The following is a 15,073-nucleotide window of genomic DNA, read 5'->3' as shown; positions in this document are numbered from 1 at the left end:
TTCACCTTACTTCCACACCCTTCTTCTGCAAAAACGCCTTTACTTCCCGTATCGATGTTTCTTTATAATGAAAAATACTTGCGGCGAGCCCGGCGTCCGCCTTTCCTTCAACAAATGCCTCGTAAAAGTGTTCCGCGCTGCCCGCTCCGCCTGAAGCGATAACAGGAACAGTTACTACTTCGCTTACCGCTTTCGTCAGCGCAATATTAAATCCCGTCTTTTCTCCATCTTGATCCATGCTCGTCAATAAAATTTCGCCGGCACCCCTTTTGACCGCCTCTTTCGCCCAGGCGACGGCTTCCCAATCGGTCGGCTTTCGCCCGCCATGGGTATAGACGCGCCATGAACCGAACCCGTCGTCGAATTTTGCATCAATGGCGGTGACGATACATTGAGAGCCAAAGTAATCGGCGCCTTCCGTAATCAATTCCGGGCGAAGAAGAGCCGCCGTATTGACTGAAACTTTATCGGCTCCGGCGCGAAGAACGCGCTTCATATCGTCAAGGGAATTAATGCCGCCGCCGACCGTAAACGGGATCGCCAGCTCAGCCGCCACGCGCTCGACGACTTCGACCATCGTCTGCCGCCCTTCGTGGGAAGCGGAAATATCAAGGAAGACAAGTTCGTCCGCCCCTTCTTTATCATAAAAAGCGGCCAATTCAACCGGGTCCCCGGCGTCCGTCAAATTTAAAAATTGGATGCCCTTAACGACTCTCCCGTCTTTTACGTCGAGGCACGGAATGATTCGCTTTGTCAGCATTGCTTCACCTTCTTTAGCGCATCTTCTAATGAAAATTGCCCGGTATAAAGGGCTTTGCCGATAATGGCCCCCGCGATCTGGCGCGAATCGCTTTTTAATTCTTCAAGATCGGCAAGCGAGCTAACTCCGCCCGAGGCGATCACTTCCTTGCCAGTCAGCTCCGCGAGTTCGCCGATCGCTTCAACATTCGGACCAGACAATGTCCCATCTTTTGAAATGTCCGTGAAAATAAACACCTGTGCACCGGCTTCAGCCAATTGCAGCGCTAAATCCGTCGCTTTTACTTCCGATGTGTTGAGCCATCCTTCTGTCGCGACAAAACCTCCTCTTGCATCAATCCCGATTGCAATATTTTCTTTATGTTCGTTCAACATGTTCTTGACGAAAGAAGGGTTCGAAATGGCCGCGCTCCCTAAAATGACGCGATCGACGCCGTTTTCCAGGTAATAGGCGACATCTTCAGCAGAGCGAATGCCCCCGCCGACTTGCACCTTGACGGAAAGCTCTTTTGCGACACGAAGGACGTGTTCATTGTTTATTTTTTTTCCCGCCTTCGCCCCGTCAAGATCGACCATATGAATCCATTCGGCGCCGCTATCCGCAAACTGTTTCGCCATTAAAAACGGGGAATCGCCATAAACCGTTTCGTTCTCATAATTTCCTTGCAGCAGGCGGACACACTTTCCGCCGCGCATGTCAATTGCCGGATAAATTGTAAATGTACTCATGATGTTTTCTCCTCCACCATCTCACAGAAGTTGCGCAATATGCTCATGCCAACCGTTGAGCTTTTTTCCGGGTGAAATTGCGTTCCAAAAATGGTTCCTCGCCCGACAACCGCAGGCACTTGTACATCATAGTCAGCTGTCGCAAGCAAAATCGCCCGCTCGTTCGTTTTCACAACATACGAGTGAACAAAATAAACATAGCCTTCCTCAACGTTTTCCAGCAATGGGCTCTCTTGATGAAACGTCAGCTTATTCCAGCCCATATGAGGGACTTTATACGTCTTTCCGGCCTCCGTTTTTCCTTTAAAACGTTCGACCTTTCCGGGAAGGAGCGATAGTCCTGCCGTCAGTCCGTTTTCCTCACTCTCTTCAAATAAAAGCTGCATGCCGAGGCAAATGCCAAGAAGCGGCTTGCCCTTTTCGGCTTCCTCTAAAATAAACGCCTTTAACCCGGATTCGGTCAAGGAATGCATTGCATCCTTAAAGGCGCCAACTCCCGGCAAGAGCAATCCTTTCGCCCGGGCCAATTCTTCCGGGTTTTCAGACACAACATACGGATATTCAAGCCTTTTTAATGCGGAGCTGACCGAATGGAGATTGCCCATTCCATAATCGATAATGCCAATCATAGTTATAACATCCCTTTCGTCGAAGGAACCCCTTTTACGCGAGGATCAATCATCGTTGCTTCATCCAATGCTCTGGCAAACGCCTTGAAAATCGCTTCAATCATATGGTGTGTGTTTCTGCCGTAATGAACGATCACATGCAAATTCATCCGTGCTTCAAGCGCCAGTTTCCAAAAAAATTCGTGCACTAATTCGGTATCGAATGTTCCGACTTTTGGTGATGGAAACTCCGCCCGAAATTCCAGGTGAGGGCGGTTGCTTAAATCGATGGCGACTTGCGCGAGCGTCTCATCCATCGGGACAAAACCGTTTCCGTAGCGCTTGATTCCTTTTTTGTCGCCGAGCGCGTGAAGAATGGCCTGTCCGAGACAGATGCCGACGTCTTCTGTCGTATGGTGGTCATCAATTTCCGTATCGCCCGCCGCTTTGACGGTCAAATCAAATAAGCCATGGCGGGAGAACGCGTCCAGCATATGATTCAAAAACGGAACTGGCGTGTCAATTTCGCCTTTTCCATCCCCATCAACGGAAAACGTAAGGGCGATTTGCGTTTCTTTCGTATTTCGTTCCAGTGAATACGTGCGGTTACTCATCAACGTTCCCTCCAAGCCTTACATCAATGGCCCGCGCGTGGGCTTCCAGTCCTTCTAATCGCGCAAGCGCCGTAATTTTTTTCCCATTTTCCATTAACGCTTGTCTGCTGTAACCGATGACGCTTGATTTCTTCACGTAATCATCAACAGAAAGCGGGCTTGAAAAACGGGCCGTGCCGCTCGTCGGCAAGACGTGGTTGCTTCCGGCAAAATAATCGCCGACCGGCTCCGAGCTATACTTGCCCAGAAAAATGGCGCCGGCATGCTTAATCGCACCAAGCACTTCATGCGGCTCTTCTGTCATAATTTCAAGATGCTCCGGCGCAATATCGTTAATCGCGCTGATGCCTTCTTCCAATGTTTCAGCAATATAAATGGCCCCATAGTTTTCAATCGCCTGGCGTGCAATGTCCTTACGCGGCAACGTAGAAAGCTGGCGTTCGACTTCTTCCGCCACTTCTTTCGCCAATTTTTCCGAAGTTGTCACAAGGACGCTAGCGGCGCGTGGATCGTGTTCCGCCTGTGAAAGCAAGTCTGCCGCAACATAGACGGGGTTAGCGCTGCTATCGGCAAGGACCGCGATTTCGCTTGGCCCCGCGATCATATCAATATCGACTGTCCCGAACACTTCCCGTTTAGCTAATGCCACATAGATGTTTCCGGGACCGACAATTTTGTCAACGGCTTTAATGCTTTCCGTGCCAAAAGCGAGTGCCGCGACCGCCTGTGCGCCGCCCACTTTATAAATCGATGTTGCGCCGCTCTCAACTGCAGCAACGATCACGCCGGCGGATACACGCCCATCGTTCCCGGGGGGCGTCGTTAAAGCGATGTTCGTCACACCCGCCACTACTGCCGGTATGACGCCCATTAATACGGATGACGGATAAGCCGCTGTTCCTCCGGGCACATAAACGCCTACTGAATCAAGAGGGGTCACTTTTTGCCCGAGAAGCGTTCCATCTTCTTTCGTAATAAACCATGATTGACGTTTTTGCTGCTCATGATAAAATCGTATATTGGCTGCCGCTTCTTTAATGCATTCGATGAGAGAAGGATCGATCTCTTCATAGGCCAGGCGAATCTCCTCCTGGCTGACGAGCAAATCATCCAAACGAACACCGTCAAATTTCTCCGTCAATTCATACAGTGCCGCATCCCCTTGCTTTTTCACTTGATCAAGAATATGAAGAACGGCTTCTCTTTCTTTTGCCGTATTTGTATCGATATCGCGTTTTAACAATAGACTATCGGTTAAGCGAGAAATCTTCACCGGTTGCTTCCCCCTTCCATGCAACGACGTTTTTCAGCCGCTCAACAAGCTCATCAATCATTTCCGCCTTCATCCGGTAGCTTGCCGGATTTACGATAAGCCTTGATGTAATCGTCATAATGTTTTGTAGTTCGACCAATCCGTTTTCTTTTAGCGTCCGTCCCGTTGAAACGATGTCGACAATTCGATCGGCAAGCCCAATCATCGGAGCAAGTTCGATCGAGCCATTTAAATGGATAATTTCCACCTGCTCCCCTTGTTCGCGAAAATATTTGGCGGCGACGTTCGGATATTTCGTCGCGATTTTTGGCGCAAATGATTTCTTTTCTGCACCTGCCAGGCCGGCAACGGCAAGATGGCACTCACTAATGTTCAAATCGAGAACTTCATAGACAACACGTTCTTCTTCCAGCATGACATCTTTTCCGGCGATCCCGATATCCGCTACTCCATGCTCGACATAAGTCGGCACATCCATCGGCTTTGCTAAAATAAACCGCATCTTCGCCTCTTCGATTTCAATGATCAATTTTCTCGAATCTTCGAATTCGGGAGGAAGCGGATAATCTGCTTTTCTAAGCAATTCTACTGCTTCATGAAAAATGCGTCCTTTTGGCATCGCCACTGTCAACCAGTCAACCATGAGTATCCCCCCCTCCTTTTTCTCCTACGACATATATGACATGTTGAAAACGGCTCGCAAAGCGTTCAACATTCCCAATGCTTGAGAATTCTTGCAAAACGGTCTTCTTGCCTTCTTTCCGCTTTTCTTCAGCCATCTTGATTGCCTGGTTTCGCTTCTCTTTACTGTAAATGATGCACACTTCGACTTGATCGTCTTGTATTACATTTAGCGCTTCCGTCAAATCATCTAAATGGACGCCGAATCCAATCGCATCCCCGCTGCGGCCGAACTCCTTAAGCAATTGGTCATAACGTCCGCCGCTTGCGATCGGAAACCCGAAACCGCTCATATATCCTTCAAATACAATGCCCGTGTAATAATGCATATGACTGATTAAGGTAAAGTCGAATGTAATATAGTCCTTTACCCCATGCACGTCGAGCACGTCAAGCAGGTGCCCGAGTTCTTTAAGCGCTTTTTGCCCTCTTTCCGTAGAGACAATTTGTTCTGCCTTTTGCAATACTTCACGATTCCCCCTGAGGTGCAGGAGTTCTTTTAAACGATTTGAATCGTCCGCTCTTAAAGTGAGTTTTCTTATCAATTGAAGGTAGCCAACATAATTTTTTTCATATAAATAGCGGCGAAGCTCTTTTCTTTCATCTTCCTGTCGCAGCGAAGCTTTGAACAATTCATCGATCACGCCAATATGTCCAATTGCGATTTTAAAATCTGTCAGCCCCGCTTCTTTTAACGCCGATATCATAAGCGCAATGACTTCGGCATCCGCACTCGTCGTTCCGTCTCCGATCAATTCGACGCCGACTTGTTCGAATTCAGCCGGACGCCCCCCTTCACGCTGCTGGGCGCGAAATACGGAGGAATGATAGGCAAGCCGAATCGGATAAGGGATTTGTTTCATTGTCGAAGAGATGACTCTTGCGATCGGAGCTGTCATATCCGGCCTGAGCACGAGTGTTTGTCCGTCCATATCTAACAATTTAAACAATTGCCGATCTAAAATCGCCGACTTCTCGCCGACTGTGTCATAATATTCCAATGTCGGTGTTTGAATAAGTTCATAACCCCAGAGGCGAATTTCGTTCATCATCCGTTCGCGCAAGTTTCGTCTTGTTTCATATAATGGCGGCAGCGTATCCCGCATGCCGATTGGCTTTTCAAAAACAAACGGTTTTGACATGTTCACACCTTCGCATCCTTTAGTTTGCTAATATGCTAATATAGTAAAATATAATAAAGATTAGTCTACATGCCTTTTGCCATTTCGTCAACAGTTTCAACGCAATTTTGGACGATTTTATCTTGTCCATCCCAAAATTAAACAGTAAAATACGTTAGAGAGTCTGTTTTTGGGTAAAGTAAGAATAGGATACATAGAAAGGAAGAATGTTGTTGGTAAACAAAATCTTTTTTATTGCCATTGTCATCGGACTGCCGCTGTCAATTATCGGGAGTCTTATGCACTGGTCGGCCGTCCTCATGTTCGTCATTTACTGTCTTACGATCGTCGCACTCGCTTCCTATATGGGAAGAGCGACCGAAAGTCTTGCGATTGTCGCCGGCCCTCGAATCGGCGGATTACTTAATGCGACGTTTGGGAATGCCGTTGAGTTGATCATTTCAATTTTCTCTTTGAAAGCTGGACTGATTTCCGTCGTTTTGGCTTCGCTTACCGGTTCTGTCGTTGGAAACTTGCTTTTAGTAGGCGGGCTTTCCTTTTTCGTTGGCGGACTGAAATATAAACGGCAACGGTTTAATATTCATGATGCCAGGCACAATGCCGGTTTATTGATTTTCGCCATTGTTGTTTCCTTTATTTTTCCTGAGGTCTTTTCGCTCAAACTTGAAAAGGGCGAATCGTTTACGCTCAGTGTCTGGGTATCGATTATCATGATTATTCTTTATCTTGCCGCACTTTTCTTTAAATTAGTGACCCATCGCGGCATCTACAGCAACGATGCTGAAGCGCAAGTACACGAAGAGGAAGAAACAGCTGAATGGTCAAAGGGGAAAGCGCTCCTTATCCTGGCGCTCGCGACCGTCGCTGTTGCCTTTGTCTCTGAAAAGCTTGTCCATACCTTTTCTGAAGTCGGGAAAACGCTTGGCTGGAGTGAAGTATTCATCGGGGTGATCATTGTCGCCATCGTCGGGAATGCGGCGGAACATGCTTCTGCGATCATAATGGCCTATAAAAACAAAATTGGTGTCGCTGTTGAAATTGCGGTCGGATCGACGCTGCAAATCGCTATGTTTGTCGCTCCTGTGCTCGTTTTAGTCTCAACTGCCTTTGCCGATCATATGTCGCTCGTCTTTTCCCTGCCTGAACTCGTTGCGATGGTGCTTGCTGTCTTCTTGACAAACGCGCTTATCAATGACGGGGATACCAATTGGTTTGAAGGACTGACATTGCTTGCGGCCTATGTCATTATGGGTGTTGGATTTTATTTACTGTAGCATGCGAAAGTCATCTTATAAAAAAGATGGCTTTTCTTTTTACGAATATAATGGACGTTACACGATAAGTTAGTACAAAGGATTATATGAAAGGAGCGAGAAAAGTGGATGAATATTTTCATTTCGGTTTCTTGAATGTCAAATGGAGCTGGGTCATGATCGCATTTAGTGCCGCTTTTTCCTTTTGCGTGATGTATTTCCGCCTTATCCGGCACAGGGATGCGAAAACGATTCTTAACCTTTTGCTGAATGGGGCGATGATTGGCGTTTTAACATGGAAGCTAAGCTACATATTGATCCATCCGCTTGTTTCTATTCATTCCCCCATTACCATTCTTTATTTTCATGGTGGCAGCATCGGACTAATTTTCGGGGGACTCGTTAGCGCCTGTTATTGCTTTTATTTTGTAAAACGGTATCGTCTTGAAGCGATTCCGCTCCTTTACGGGGCTCTTACATGGGGATTGAGCTTTTTCTTCTTTTATGAATTGATGTCCTATTTTCTCCATTTATCGGTGAACCATCTTTTGCTTGCCTTCTCATTTTTGGCAATCACCGCTTTTTTATTTACAAAAAAGCTGTACAACTTTTCCGCACTTATTGCGAGCGTGCTCGTTCTTGCTTTTATTTACCCGATTGTGGATCGTTTTGCCGGAGCGCATGAAAAGCCGCCTGTAGCCATTGCCACTACTGGGATCGGGCAGGGGAATCTCGCACCAGATTTCACATTAACTACGTTGCAAGGGAAAAAGGTTACATTGTCTGACTTTAAAGGGAAAACGGTATTTCTCAATTTATGGGCGTCATGGTGCGGACCGTGCCGCGCCGAAATGCCGGAGATGGAACGCTTTTATAAAAATTACGGAGGCAAAAAGGTGGAAATTGTCGCGGTGAACTTAACGTCTAGTGATTCCACACAAAACGCGGCCGATTTTGCAAAAGAAAATGGAATAACCTTTCCTGTGCTGCTTGACAAAAACGGACGTGTCGGTGAAATGTATAAAGCGTTTACGATCCCAACAACCTACGTTATTGATCAAAAAGGAAAGATCAAACATAAATATATCGGACCGATGAGCTACGAAACGATGAAAAGTTTTCTTGATTAATCCGCCATTCACTCCTGGATTATAGCAATAAAAAAGAACGGATCAGTCCGTTCCTTTTTATTGCGTCTTCACTTCTTTTGCCGCTTTTTTTACATTTTCGGGGATGGCAAGATCTTTTACTTCATTAAATTTGCTCATTGTGCTATCCATATGCAACTTCATTTCCGCTGTATGGCTGCCTTCTTTAATCTCCATGTTCATGTCAAGTAAAAGCTGTTTTGGATAATTTGTCTTTTTGTCGATCGTAAGCGTGTACTTTAAATCGCTAATTTTCATGTTATTTAAAGATTGTTCGATGGCCTGTGCCGATTGCGGGTTCATATTTTGCGCCATCATTTCTTTTGCAAATTCTTTAATTTCATCACCTTTACCGGACATCTTTAATTCATACGTATCTCCTTTGTCCTTCACCGATAAATCTTTCACAAATTTCTTCATTTGCTCCATTTTTTTCGCCGGACTCATGTTCTCAGTCGCTTTTGATAAATCCATGGGTCCCTGATTTGGCATTTTGATCCATTGTCCGCCTTGATTCATATATGCTTCATCTTTCGTAATGTACATTTCTACACTTACCGGTTGGCCTTTGTCTTCTGTATCCATCTTTTGATGAACTAATAATGGCTCCGTTGTCATTTGGGCATTAATTTTCGTCGGCATTTTCATCGTATGCCCTTCTGCGTTCATCTCAACGTTCATATCAGCGTCCATTTCATAGTTTTTAATGTTCGCTGAGGCCTTTGTCGTTTTCTCAAGAACTTGTTTCAGCCGTTACTTTTTGCTCCTTCGCTCCACCTGAAGATTGTTCTGCTTTTTGCCCGCATCCGGACAAAATTAACCCCATCGAAAAAACCCCTGCAATTACAGCTCTTTTTAACATGTTAACCTCCAAAACTTTTATTTAACTGCTTTTGACAGTTCATAAATACCCTTGTGCATAAAAATTGAAACTTGAATTTGCAAATTCTAAACATTATTTCCAGAAGTGGTTTTCAAAAACATCTGATCAGATCATTTACTTAGATAAGATAACATAGAAAAATCAAATTAAATAGTACTATCTTTTTCTAGTACCCCCCTTTTGCTAAAAATGAGCCAAACGTCCTATTGGAACAAATTTGCTTCGCCAATTGTATGAAGGTCCGAAGTTAGAGGTTAGATGAGCCGGAATCGGCGAATAGCCGATTCCAATTATTTACTTCGTATAGGGAATTAATAAATTCCCTTTATGAGAAGAAAATCAGCGGCTAAAAGCCCTGCCTTAGTTGGACAGGGCTTTTAGTTTAGTCTTGTTGTTGTGAAGCTTCCTAGTATGCGGACGTCGTGTTCGAGTGTTTGTAAAATCGTTATCGCCTTGTTCAGCGATCGACCCGTTACACCTGCTTCCGCTTCTAAGAAAAACTGGTACGTGCCTAATTTTTTCTTTGTCGGCCGGGATTCAATCCAGGTTAAATTAATGCTGAGCGCGGAAAATACGTTTAATATAGTTGAGAGTACACCAACTTGCTCTTCTTTAGGCGTCACTAGCAGCATCGTTTTGCCGTTAGCCTCCTGGGCGTTAAGGTTTTTCGAGACAATGACGAAACGCGTATGATTGACAGAATTGTCCTGGATGTTTCTTTCAAGCACATCTAATCCAAAGGCTTTCGCGGCCCATTCCGAGGCGACGGCCGCAACATCTGTCTTCCCTGAATGTTTAACCGCTTCTGCGGCTGATGCCGTACTGTCAAACTGCCTGTACTTCACCCCGAGCTTTCTCGTATAGTTTCTGCATTGGGCTAAAGCTGGCGGTATCGACCACACTTCCTGAAGATCACGAAGAACCGCTCCTTCGTTCGTCAATAAATGAAGTGCGACAGGCAGTACCACTTCTCCTTCAATCAACAAATCATATGTTAAAAGACCATCTACGGTCATTGTAATCGTGCCTTCAATGGAATTTTCGATCGGGACAATTCCTTTATCAACGGTCCCCTCACAAACCGCCTCCATCACGTCCAAAACCGAATCACTCATATGCCATTCAACCAAATCTTCTGTAAAATATCGATGGGCGGCTTCCTCCGAAAATGTTCCTTTTGGTCCTAAATAAGCAACTTTCATCTGCTGTACTCTCCTTCTTAGTCTGGTGCGTTTTCCATCCTCGCCGTTTGAATAAAATGACTATTGTGAAGAAGTATATCATGGATTTGTTCACTTTTGAACATAAAAACATCCAACCCGATTCATAAGGTTGGATGTTTGACGCCCTATAAACTTCTTCTTGCAAAATCGACAAAACGAAACTTATCCGGCCGATGCCGGGATTCCGTATATTGAAAGATGCTGGCATCGTCTAAATAAACATGGTTTTTGACGATGACTACATTGTGGAACCCCTCTAAGTCGAGGTGTTTTTTGTCTTCTTCCGTCGGTTCTTCCACGATGATTTCTTTTTTGGCGAAGCTAATCTGAATCCCTAACTCGTTTTCAAGATATTCATAAATGGAGTCTTCACAAATCTCCTTTGTTAAAGAAGGAACCCACCTTCTGTTAAAAAAATCTTTATCTAAAATGATTTTTTCGCCATCAATTTCCCTGACCCGGACGACTTTCCATATCTCATCTTTCGTTGTCGCGTTTAACTGTGCTCTTAAGTAGTCATCAGGTTTTATAAGATGGAGTTCCTCAACGATCGTTCGCGATTTTTTTCCCATTTTCCCGGCGAGCTCTTTAAAACTGACCAGGCCGGAAACAGGAAAATTAAGTTTGCTTACGTCTAATACTATGGATCCTTTGCCACGGACCTTTTGAATGTACCCATTTTGAGACAGTAAATTTAATGCTTTCCGGATCGTTTCTCTAGAAGCGTCATACTTTTCTCCAAGCTCATGTTCAGAAAGTAGCTTCGTTCCTGGTTTAATGGCGCCGCTTTGAATTTGGTCGGCAATGTCCTGATAGATCGCAACAAATTTGTTATTTTTCATCCAAGATCACCAAGATTATCATATCACTGTTTGGCCAGATAATATACAATCGACTCGTAAGGACGTAGCGTGATACGCTTGAATTCAGCTGGAGAATCATTGTAATTCGAAAGCAAGATCTCGCTAACATAATCATCTAAATCCAAACTGTCTGGCAAGACAAACTCTGTCTTTCTTCCATAAAAATTATTAATGACCAACAATTTTTCTTTTTGATAGCTTCTCATATAGGCAAATATGCTTTCATGATTTTCTAAAATGAGCTGATAATTGCCAAACGTAATAATATCGTATTCTTTCCGGAGCTTTATCAATTTTTGGTAGTGATAAAATACCGAATCTTTATCTTTTAACGCGTTTTCGACATTGATTTCTTTAAAGTTGGAAGCGACCGGAATCCACGGGTCGCCTTCTGTAAATCCGGCATGGCGGCTAGCATTCCATTGCATTGGCGTCCGCGAATTATCCCGCGATTTTTGCTTCAATATTTCAATGATGGAAGTATCATCCATTCCTTCTTTTTTCTTCGTTCTGTAAAAGTTAATGGACTCCACATCACGATAATCGTTGATCGAATCAAATTTCGGGTCGGTCATTCCGATTTCTTCCCCCTGATAAATATAAGGGGTCCCTTGCATAAAATGGAGCGTTGTCGCGAGCATTTTCGCCGAACGATTACGAAACTCCCGATCATTCCCATACCTTGAAACAATTCTTGGCTGGTCATGGTTACACCAGAAAAGGGCGTTCCAGCCGCCGCCTTCATGCATGTTGACCTGCCAGTTGGACAGAATCCGTTTCAATTCAAGAAAATCGAAGTCCGCAACAGACCATTTCTCTCCATTCGGATAGTCAACTTTCAAGTGGTGGAAGTTGAACGTCATGCTTAATTCTTTCCGCTCAGGATTTGTATACTTAATGCAATGATCAATGGACGTTGAAGACATTTCTCCGACCGTCATGCAATCAAACTTTGAAAATACGTTCTCGTTCATTTCGTTTAAAAACTCATGGACTCTCGGACCATCCGTATAAAATTTCCTTCCATCTCCAGGAGGTTTTGTACCGTCATCATCCGGGAAGCTTTGATCTTTGGAAATTAAATTGATCACGTCAAGCCGAAAGCCGTCTACGCCTTTCTCAAGCCAAAAGTTCATCATGGCATACACATTTTTGCGGACGTCTTCATTTTCCCAATTTAAATCCGCCTGGGTAACATCAAACAAATGCAAATAATACTGCCCGGTCGTTTCGTCATATTCCCACGCCGCGCCGCCGAATTTTGATTGCCAGTTATTCGGTTCGCCTCCATCCTTCCCATCTTTCCATATATAAAATTCACGATAAGGACTTTGCCTTGACTGGCTTGCCTCTTTAAACCACGGATGTTCGGTCGATGTGTGATTGACGACGATATCCATGATCAATTTCATGCCGCGCATGTGAACTTCATTCAAAAGCCGTTCGAAGTCTTCCATCGTCCCAAATTCTTCATGAATGTTGTAGTAATCGCTAATATCATAGCCATTATCATTTTGCGGAGATTGATAAATTGGCGTCAGCCAAATAACGTCAATGCCCAATTCTTTTAAATAATCCAGTTTTTCTATGATCCCCTGAATGTCTCCTGTGCCGCTTCCCGTCGTATCGTTAAAACTTTTCGGATAGATCTGATAAACGACGGCTCTTTTCCACCAAGGTTCCACTTCTCATGACACCACCTACTATTTTTAATTCGTTGCTTTTACAACCGTTTCATCTGTATTTTCTTTTACACCTTTATCTTTTTTCACTTTTGCGATGAAGACAGTCAGAATGAACGGGACGATAAGGACAATGGCCATGCCGATAAAGAACACTCCCCATTGATTTGGGAAAATGGACAGAAACCCCGGGAGCCCTCCGACACCGATAGACGAAGCTTTCACCCGTCCGACCGATAAAATCACACCTGCTATCGCCGATCCGATCATTGCGGATATGAACGGATACTTAAACCGCAAATTCACACCAAACATCGCTGGTTCAGTTATTCCTAAAAAAGCCGAAATGGCGGATGTTAGCGACAACCCTTTCAATTTTTCATTTTTTGTGGCAACCATCATCGCGAATGCGGCTGAACCTTGAGCAATATTCGATAGTGCGAGCATCGGCCACAAAAACGTCCCTCCAGTACTTCCGATTAATTGAAGGTCTACAGCCAAAAAGGTATGGTGCATGCCTGTCACGACTAACAGCGCATATAATCCGCCGTATAAAAGTCCTCCTAAGGCCGCAAAATGATCGAAAATGCCCACTAATCCTGAAGTAATGGCGTTAGCGATGGCAAACGTAACCGGGCCGATCGCAATGAATGACAAAAACCCTGTTAAGAGCAGCGCAATAGGGGCGACAAGCAATAGCTGAAAGGCATCCGGGATGCGTCGGGTTAAAAATCTCTCTATTTTAGCCAATACATATGAAGCAATCAACACCGGCAATACTTGTCCCTGGTATCCGATCTTCTCAACATTCAGGCCAAATAAGTTCCAATGAGGAACATTGCCTTTCGAAAGCGCCTCTCCATAGCTCCATGCATTCAACAAATCCGGATGGACAAGCATGAGTCCAAGTACAATGCCTAGCAATGGGCTTCCGCCGAATTTTTTAACAGCGGACCAGCCGATCAAACCCGGCAAAAAGACAAATGCTGTGTTGGCGATTAAATTGATCATATTAGCAAGATCTTTCCATGCCGTGTGAACATCTATGAATGACTGATTATTATAAAAGATTCCTTTCCCTGCCAAAATATTGTTGATCCCCATCAACAAACCGGCCGTAACAATTGCCGGCAAAATCGGAATAAAGATGTCCGCCAGCGTCTTTACCGCCCGTTGGAGAGGATTCAAATTCTTTTCGGCCGCATCTTTAATCTCTTGTTTTGACGATCTTTCCATTTCCGTCATTTCTATAAGTTCGTTATACACTTTGTTTACAAGCCCCTGGCCGATGACTACCTGGAACTGGCCATTTGACGAAAATGATCCTTTTACGACGTCAATTTGTTCAAGCGTTTCTTTGTCGACTTTACTTTCATCTTTTAGGGCAAATCTTAATCTAGTGACACAATGAGTAGCCGCTGAAATATTGTCTTTCCCGCCAATAGCCTGAACAATTTGTTCAGCTGAATGTCTGACGCTCATTTTCCTTCCTCCCTGACAACGTTTACAAAAATCACTGCAACGCATTTTGTAAACGAATGATTTTTCCCTTTTATCGAAACCGTTTTCATTGCGCATGAAAAAAGTCTTGTATATACAAGTTTGTCTTCAGTTTAACTTGTATATACAGGTGTGTCAATCTCTATTTTAAAATGCCGATGATAGAGCAATTAAGTGCTTGTTTCTAACAATTCAGATAAAATAGAAAATGTAACTATTTTGTGAGAAGGGGAATTTATATGGCGCAAGCAACATACATTCAACCGAATATCGAAGAATGGCTGAAAAAGTTCAAATTTTCCACCACGATTAACGTACGTTTTTGCGAGACGGATATGTCTGGCCACGTGAACAACACAAGTTATTTTATTTACTTTGAACAAGCACGAACCGAATATTTACAGAACCTGGGCATTTTCGATCATAACTTAACCGTTGTCACTGCGGACATGTGGTGTCATTATCATAGTGAAGCGTTTTTTGGCGAGGAACTTATTGCAGCTGCAAGGGTGGCAAGGCTCGGCAATTCGTCCGCGGACATTGAATATGCGATCGTTTCAAAAAAAGAAAATCGCCTTGTCGCCACCGGCTCAGGAACGATTGTCCTCGTTGATAAGGAAACGAAAAAAAGCACACGGGTGCCAGAAAACATCCGCGAAGCGATCAAAAAATTTGAAGGACTTTAAAAAGGGATGGGCAATTGGCCCATCCCTTT

Annotated in this window: 16 protein-coding genes; 3 read left to right on the top strand and 13 right to left on the bottom strand. The window is 44.4% G+C overall.

Features of this window, described 5'->3' with window-relative positions:
- Position 1: 1 nt before the first annotated feature.
- From hisF to WD019_RS08015, 7 genes are read right to left on the bottom strand one after another with little or no spacing between them, the layout of a single operon-like run.
- The gene (gene hisF, locus WD019_RS08045; RefSeq protein ID WP_026678382.1) at positions 2–760 is read right to left on the bottom strand and encodes an imidazole glycerol phosphate synthase subunit HisF; all 759 of its coding nucleotides are present in this window, start codon (positions 758–760) and stop codon (positions 2–4) included.
- Positions 754–1,488, bottom strand: a complete 735-nt coding sequence (gene hisA / locus WD019_RS08040) for a 1-(5-phosphoribosyl)-5-[(5-phosphoribosylamino)methylideneamino]imidazole-4-carboxamide isomerase (protein ID WP_026678381.1) — start codon at positions 1,486–1,488, stop codon at positions 754–756. Before hisA ends, hisF begins: the two co-directional genes overlap by 7 nt.
- Positions 1,485–2,117 (bottom strand): imidazole glycerol phosphate synthase subunit HisH, encoded by a 633-nt coding sequence (hisH, locus tag WD019_RS08035; RefSeq protein WP_425711171.1) that lies wholly within the window; start codon positions 2,115–2,117, stop codon positions 1,485–1,487. The genes hisA and hisH overlap by 4 nt, the downstream gene beginning before the upstream one ends.
- Before the next feature lie 2 nt (positions 2,118–2,119).
- Positions 2,120–2,710 (bottom strand): imidazoleglycerol-phosphate dehydratase HisB, encoded by a 591-nt coding sequence (gene hisB, locus WD019_RS08030; protein ID WP_026678379.1) that lies wholly within the window; start codon positions 2,708–2,710, stop codon positions 2,120–2,122.
- Complete coding sequence (gene hisD, locus WD019_RS08025) at positions 2,703–3,983, bottom strand: histidinol dehydrogenase (protein ID WP_425711170.1); 1,281 nt, start codon at positions 3,981–3,983, stop codon at positions 2,703–2,705. The genes hisB and hisD overlap by 8 nt, the downstream gene beginning before the upstream one ends.
- Positions 3,958–4,626, bottom strand: coding sequence for an ATP phosphoribosyltransferase (gene hisG / locus WD019_RS08020; RefSeq protein ID WP_425711169.1), 669 nt, complete (start codon positions 4,624–4,626; stop codon positions 3,958–3,960). The genes hisD and hisG overlap by 26 nt, the downstream gene beginning before the upstream one ends.
- The gene (locus WD019_RS08015; protein WP_425711192.1) at positions 4,619–5,806 is read right to left on the bottom strand and encodes an ATP phosphoribosyltransferase regulatory subunit; all 1,188 of its coding nucleotides are present in this window, start codon (positions 5,804–5,806) and stop codon (positions 4,619–4,621) included. Before WD019_RS08015 ends, hisG begins: the two co-directional genes overlap by 8 nt.
- 212 nt (positions 5,807–6,018) lie before the next feature.
- On the opposite strand from WD019_RS08015, the gene cax reads away from it, so the two are divergent.
- Together cax and WD019_RS08005 are read left to right on the top strand one after the other, a co-directional pair.
- Positions 6,019–7,080: a calcium/proton exchanger gene (gene cax, locus WD019_RS08010; RefSeq protein ID WP_026678375.1), complete on the top strand. Its 1,062-nt coding sequence runs from the start codon at positions 6,019–6,021 to the stop codon at positions 7,078–7,080.
- A 104-nt stretch (positions 7,081–7,184) separates the two neighbouring features.
- Positions 7,185–8,189, top strand: coding sequence for a redoxin domain-containing protein (locus WD019_RS08005; protein WP_425711168.1), 1,005 nt, complete (start codon positions 7,185–7,187; stop codon positions 8,187–8,189).
- A gap of 57 nt (positions 8,190–8,246) precedes the next feature.
- On the opposite strand, the gene WD019_RS08000 is transcribed toward WD019_RS08005, so the two are convergent.
- The 6 genes from WD019_RS08000 to treP form a co-directional block, all read right to left on the bottom strand.
- Positions 8,247–8,900 carry a DUF6612 family protein gene (locus WD019_RS08000; RefSeq protein ID WP_425711167.1) on the bottom strand — a complete coding sequence of 218 codons (654 nt, stop codon included), beginning with the start codon at positions 8,898–8,900 and terminating at the stop codon, positions 8,247–8,249.
- 40 nt (positions 8,901–8,940) lie between these two features.
- A complete protein-coding gene (locus WD019_RS07995; RefSeq protein WP_425711166.1) occupies positions 8,941–9,069 on the bottom strand; it encodes a hypothetical protein in 129 nt (42 codons plus the stop codon).
- Positions 9,070–9,467: 398 nt separating this feature from the next.
- Positions 9,468–10,292 carry a prephenate dehydratase gene (pheA, locus tag WD019_RS07990; RefSeq protein ID WP_425711165.1) on the bottom strand — a complete coding sequence of 275 codons (825 nt, stop codon included), beginning with the start codon at positions 10,290–10,292 and terminating at the stop codon, positions 9,468–9,470.
- Between the two features lie 146 nt (positions 10,293–10,438).
- Entirely contained in the window at positions 10,439–11,155 is a 717-nt protein-coding gene (treR, locus tag WD019_RS07985) for a trehalose operon repressor (protein WP_425711164.1), read from the bottom strand.
- A 23-nt stretch (positions 11,156–11,178) separates the two neighbouring features.
- Positions 11,179–12,861, bottom strand: coding sequence for an alpha,alpha-phosphotrehalase (gene treC / locus WD019_RS07980; protein WP_425711163.1), 1,683 nt, complete (start codon positions 12,859–12,861; stop codon positions 11,179–11,181).
- A gap of 24 nt (positions 12,862–12,885) precedes the next feature.
- Positions 12,886–14,340: a PTS system trehalose-specific EIIBC component gene (treP, locus tag WD019_RS07975; RefSeq protein WP_425711162.1), complete on the bottom strand. Its 1,455-nt coding sequence runs from the start codon at positions 14,338–14,340 to the stop codon at positions 12,886–12,888.
- 257 nt (positions 14,341–14,597) lie between these two features.
- Here treP and WD019_RS07970 point away from each other — a divergent pair, with 257 nt between their 5' ends.
- Entirely contained in the window at positions 14,598–15,044 is a 447-nt protein-coding gene (locus tag WD019_RS07970) for an acyl-CoA thioesterase (RefSeq protein WP_425711161.1), read from the top strand.
- Positions 15,045–15,073: the final 29 nt, after the last annotated feature.

The organism is Fictibacillus sp. Mic-4, assembly GCF_049843615.1.
GTDB classification, from domain to species: domain Bacteria; phylum Bacillota; class Bacilli; order Bacillales; family Fictibacillaceae; genus Fictibacillus_A; species Fictibacillus_A gelatini.
Note: the sequence above shows the minus strand (reverse complement) of the source record. Positions and strands in the feature narration are given on the sequence as shown.

Excerpts from the sequence above, each read along its gene's own strand:
- hisF (WP_026678382.1), bottom strand. The coding sequence starts at position 760 with ATGCTGACAAAGCGAATCATTCCGTGCCTCGACGTAAAAGACGGGAGA.
- hisA (WP_026678381.1), bottom strand. The coding sequence starts at position 1,488 with ATGAGTACATTTACAATTTATCCGGCAATTGACATGCGCGGCGGAAAG.
- hisH (WP_425711171.1), bottom strand. The coding sequence starts at position 2,117 with ATGATTGGCATTATCGATTATGGAATGGGCAATCTCCATTCGGTCAGC.
- hisB (WP_026678379.1), bottom strand. The coding sequence starts at position 2,710 with ATGAGTAACCGCACGTATTCACTGGAACGAAATACGAAAGAAACGCAA.
- hisG (WP_425711169.1), bottom strand. The coding sequence starts at position 4,626 with ATGGTTGACTGGTTGACAGTGGCGATGCCAAAAGGACGCATTTTTCAT.
- WD019_RS08015 (WP_425711192.1), bottom strand. The coding sequence starts at position 5,806 with ATGTCAAAACCGTTTGTTTTTGAAAAGCCAATCGGCATGCGGGATACG.
- WD019_RS08000 (WP_425711167.1), bottom strand. The coding sequence starts at position 8,900 with ATGGACGCTGATATGAACGTTGAGATGAACGCAGAAGGGCATACGATG.
- WD019_RS07995 (WP_425711166.1), bottom strand. The coding sequence starts at position 9,069 with ATGTTAAAAAGAGCTGTAATTGCAGGGGTTTTTTCGATGGGGTTAATT.
- pheA (WP_425711165.1), bottom strand. The coding sequence starts at position 10,292 with ATGAAAGTTGCTTATTTAGGACCAAAAGGAACATTTTCGGAGGAAGCC.
- treR (WP_425711164.1), bottom strand. The coding sequence starts at position 11,155 with ATGAAAAATAACAAATTTGTTGCGATCTATCAGGACATTGCCGACCAA.
- treP (WP_425711162.1), bottom strand. The coding sequence starts at position 14,340 with ATGAGCGTCAGACATTCAGCTGAACAAATTGTTCAGGCTATTGGCGGG.
- WD019_RS07970 (WP_425711161.1), top strand. The coding sequence starts at position 14,598 with ATGGCGCAAGCAACATACATTCAACCGAATATCGAAGAATGGCTGAAA.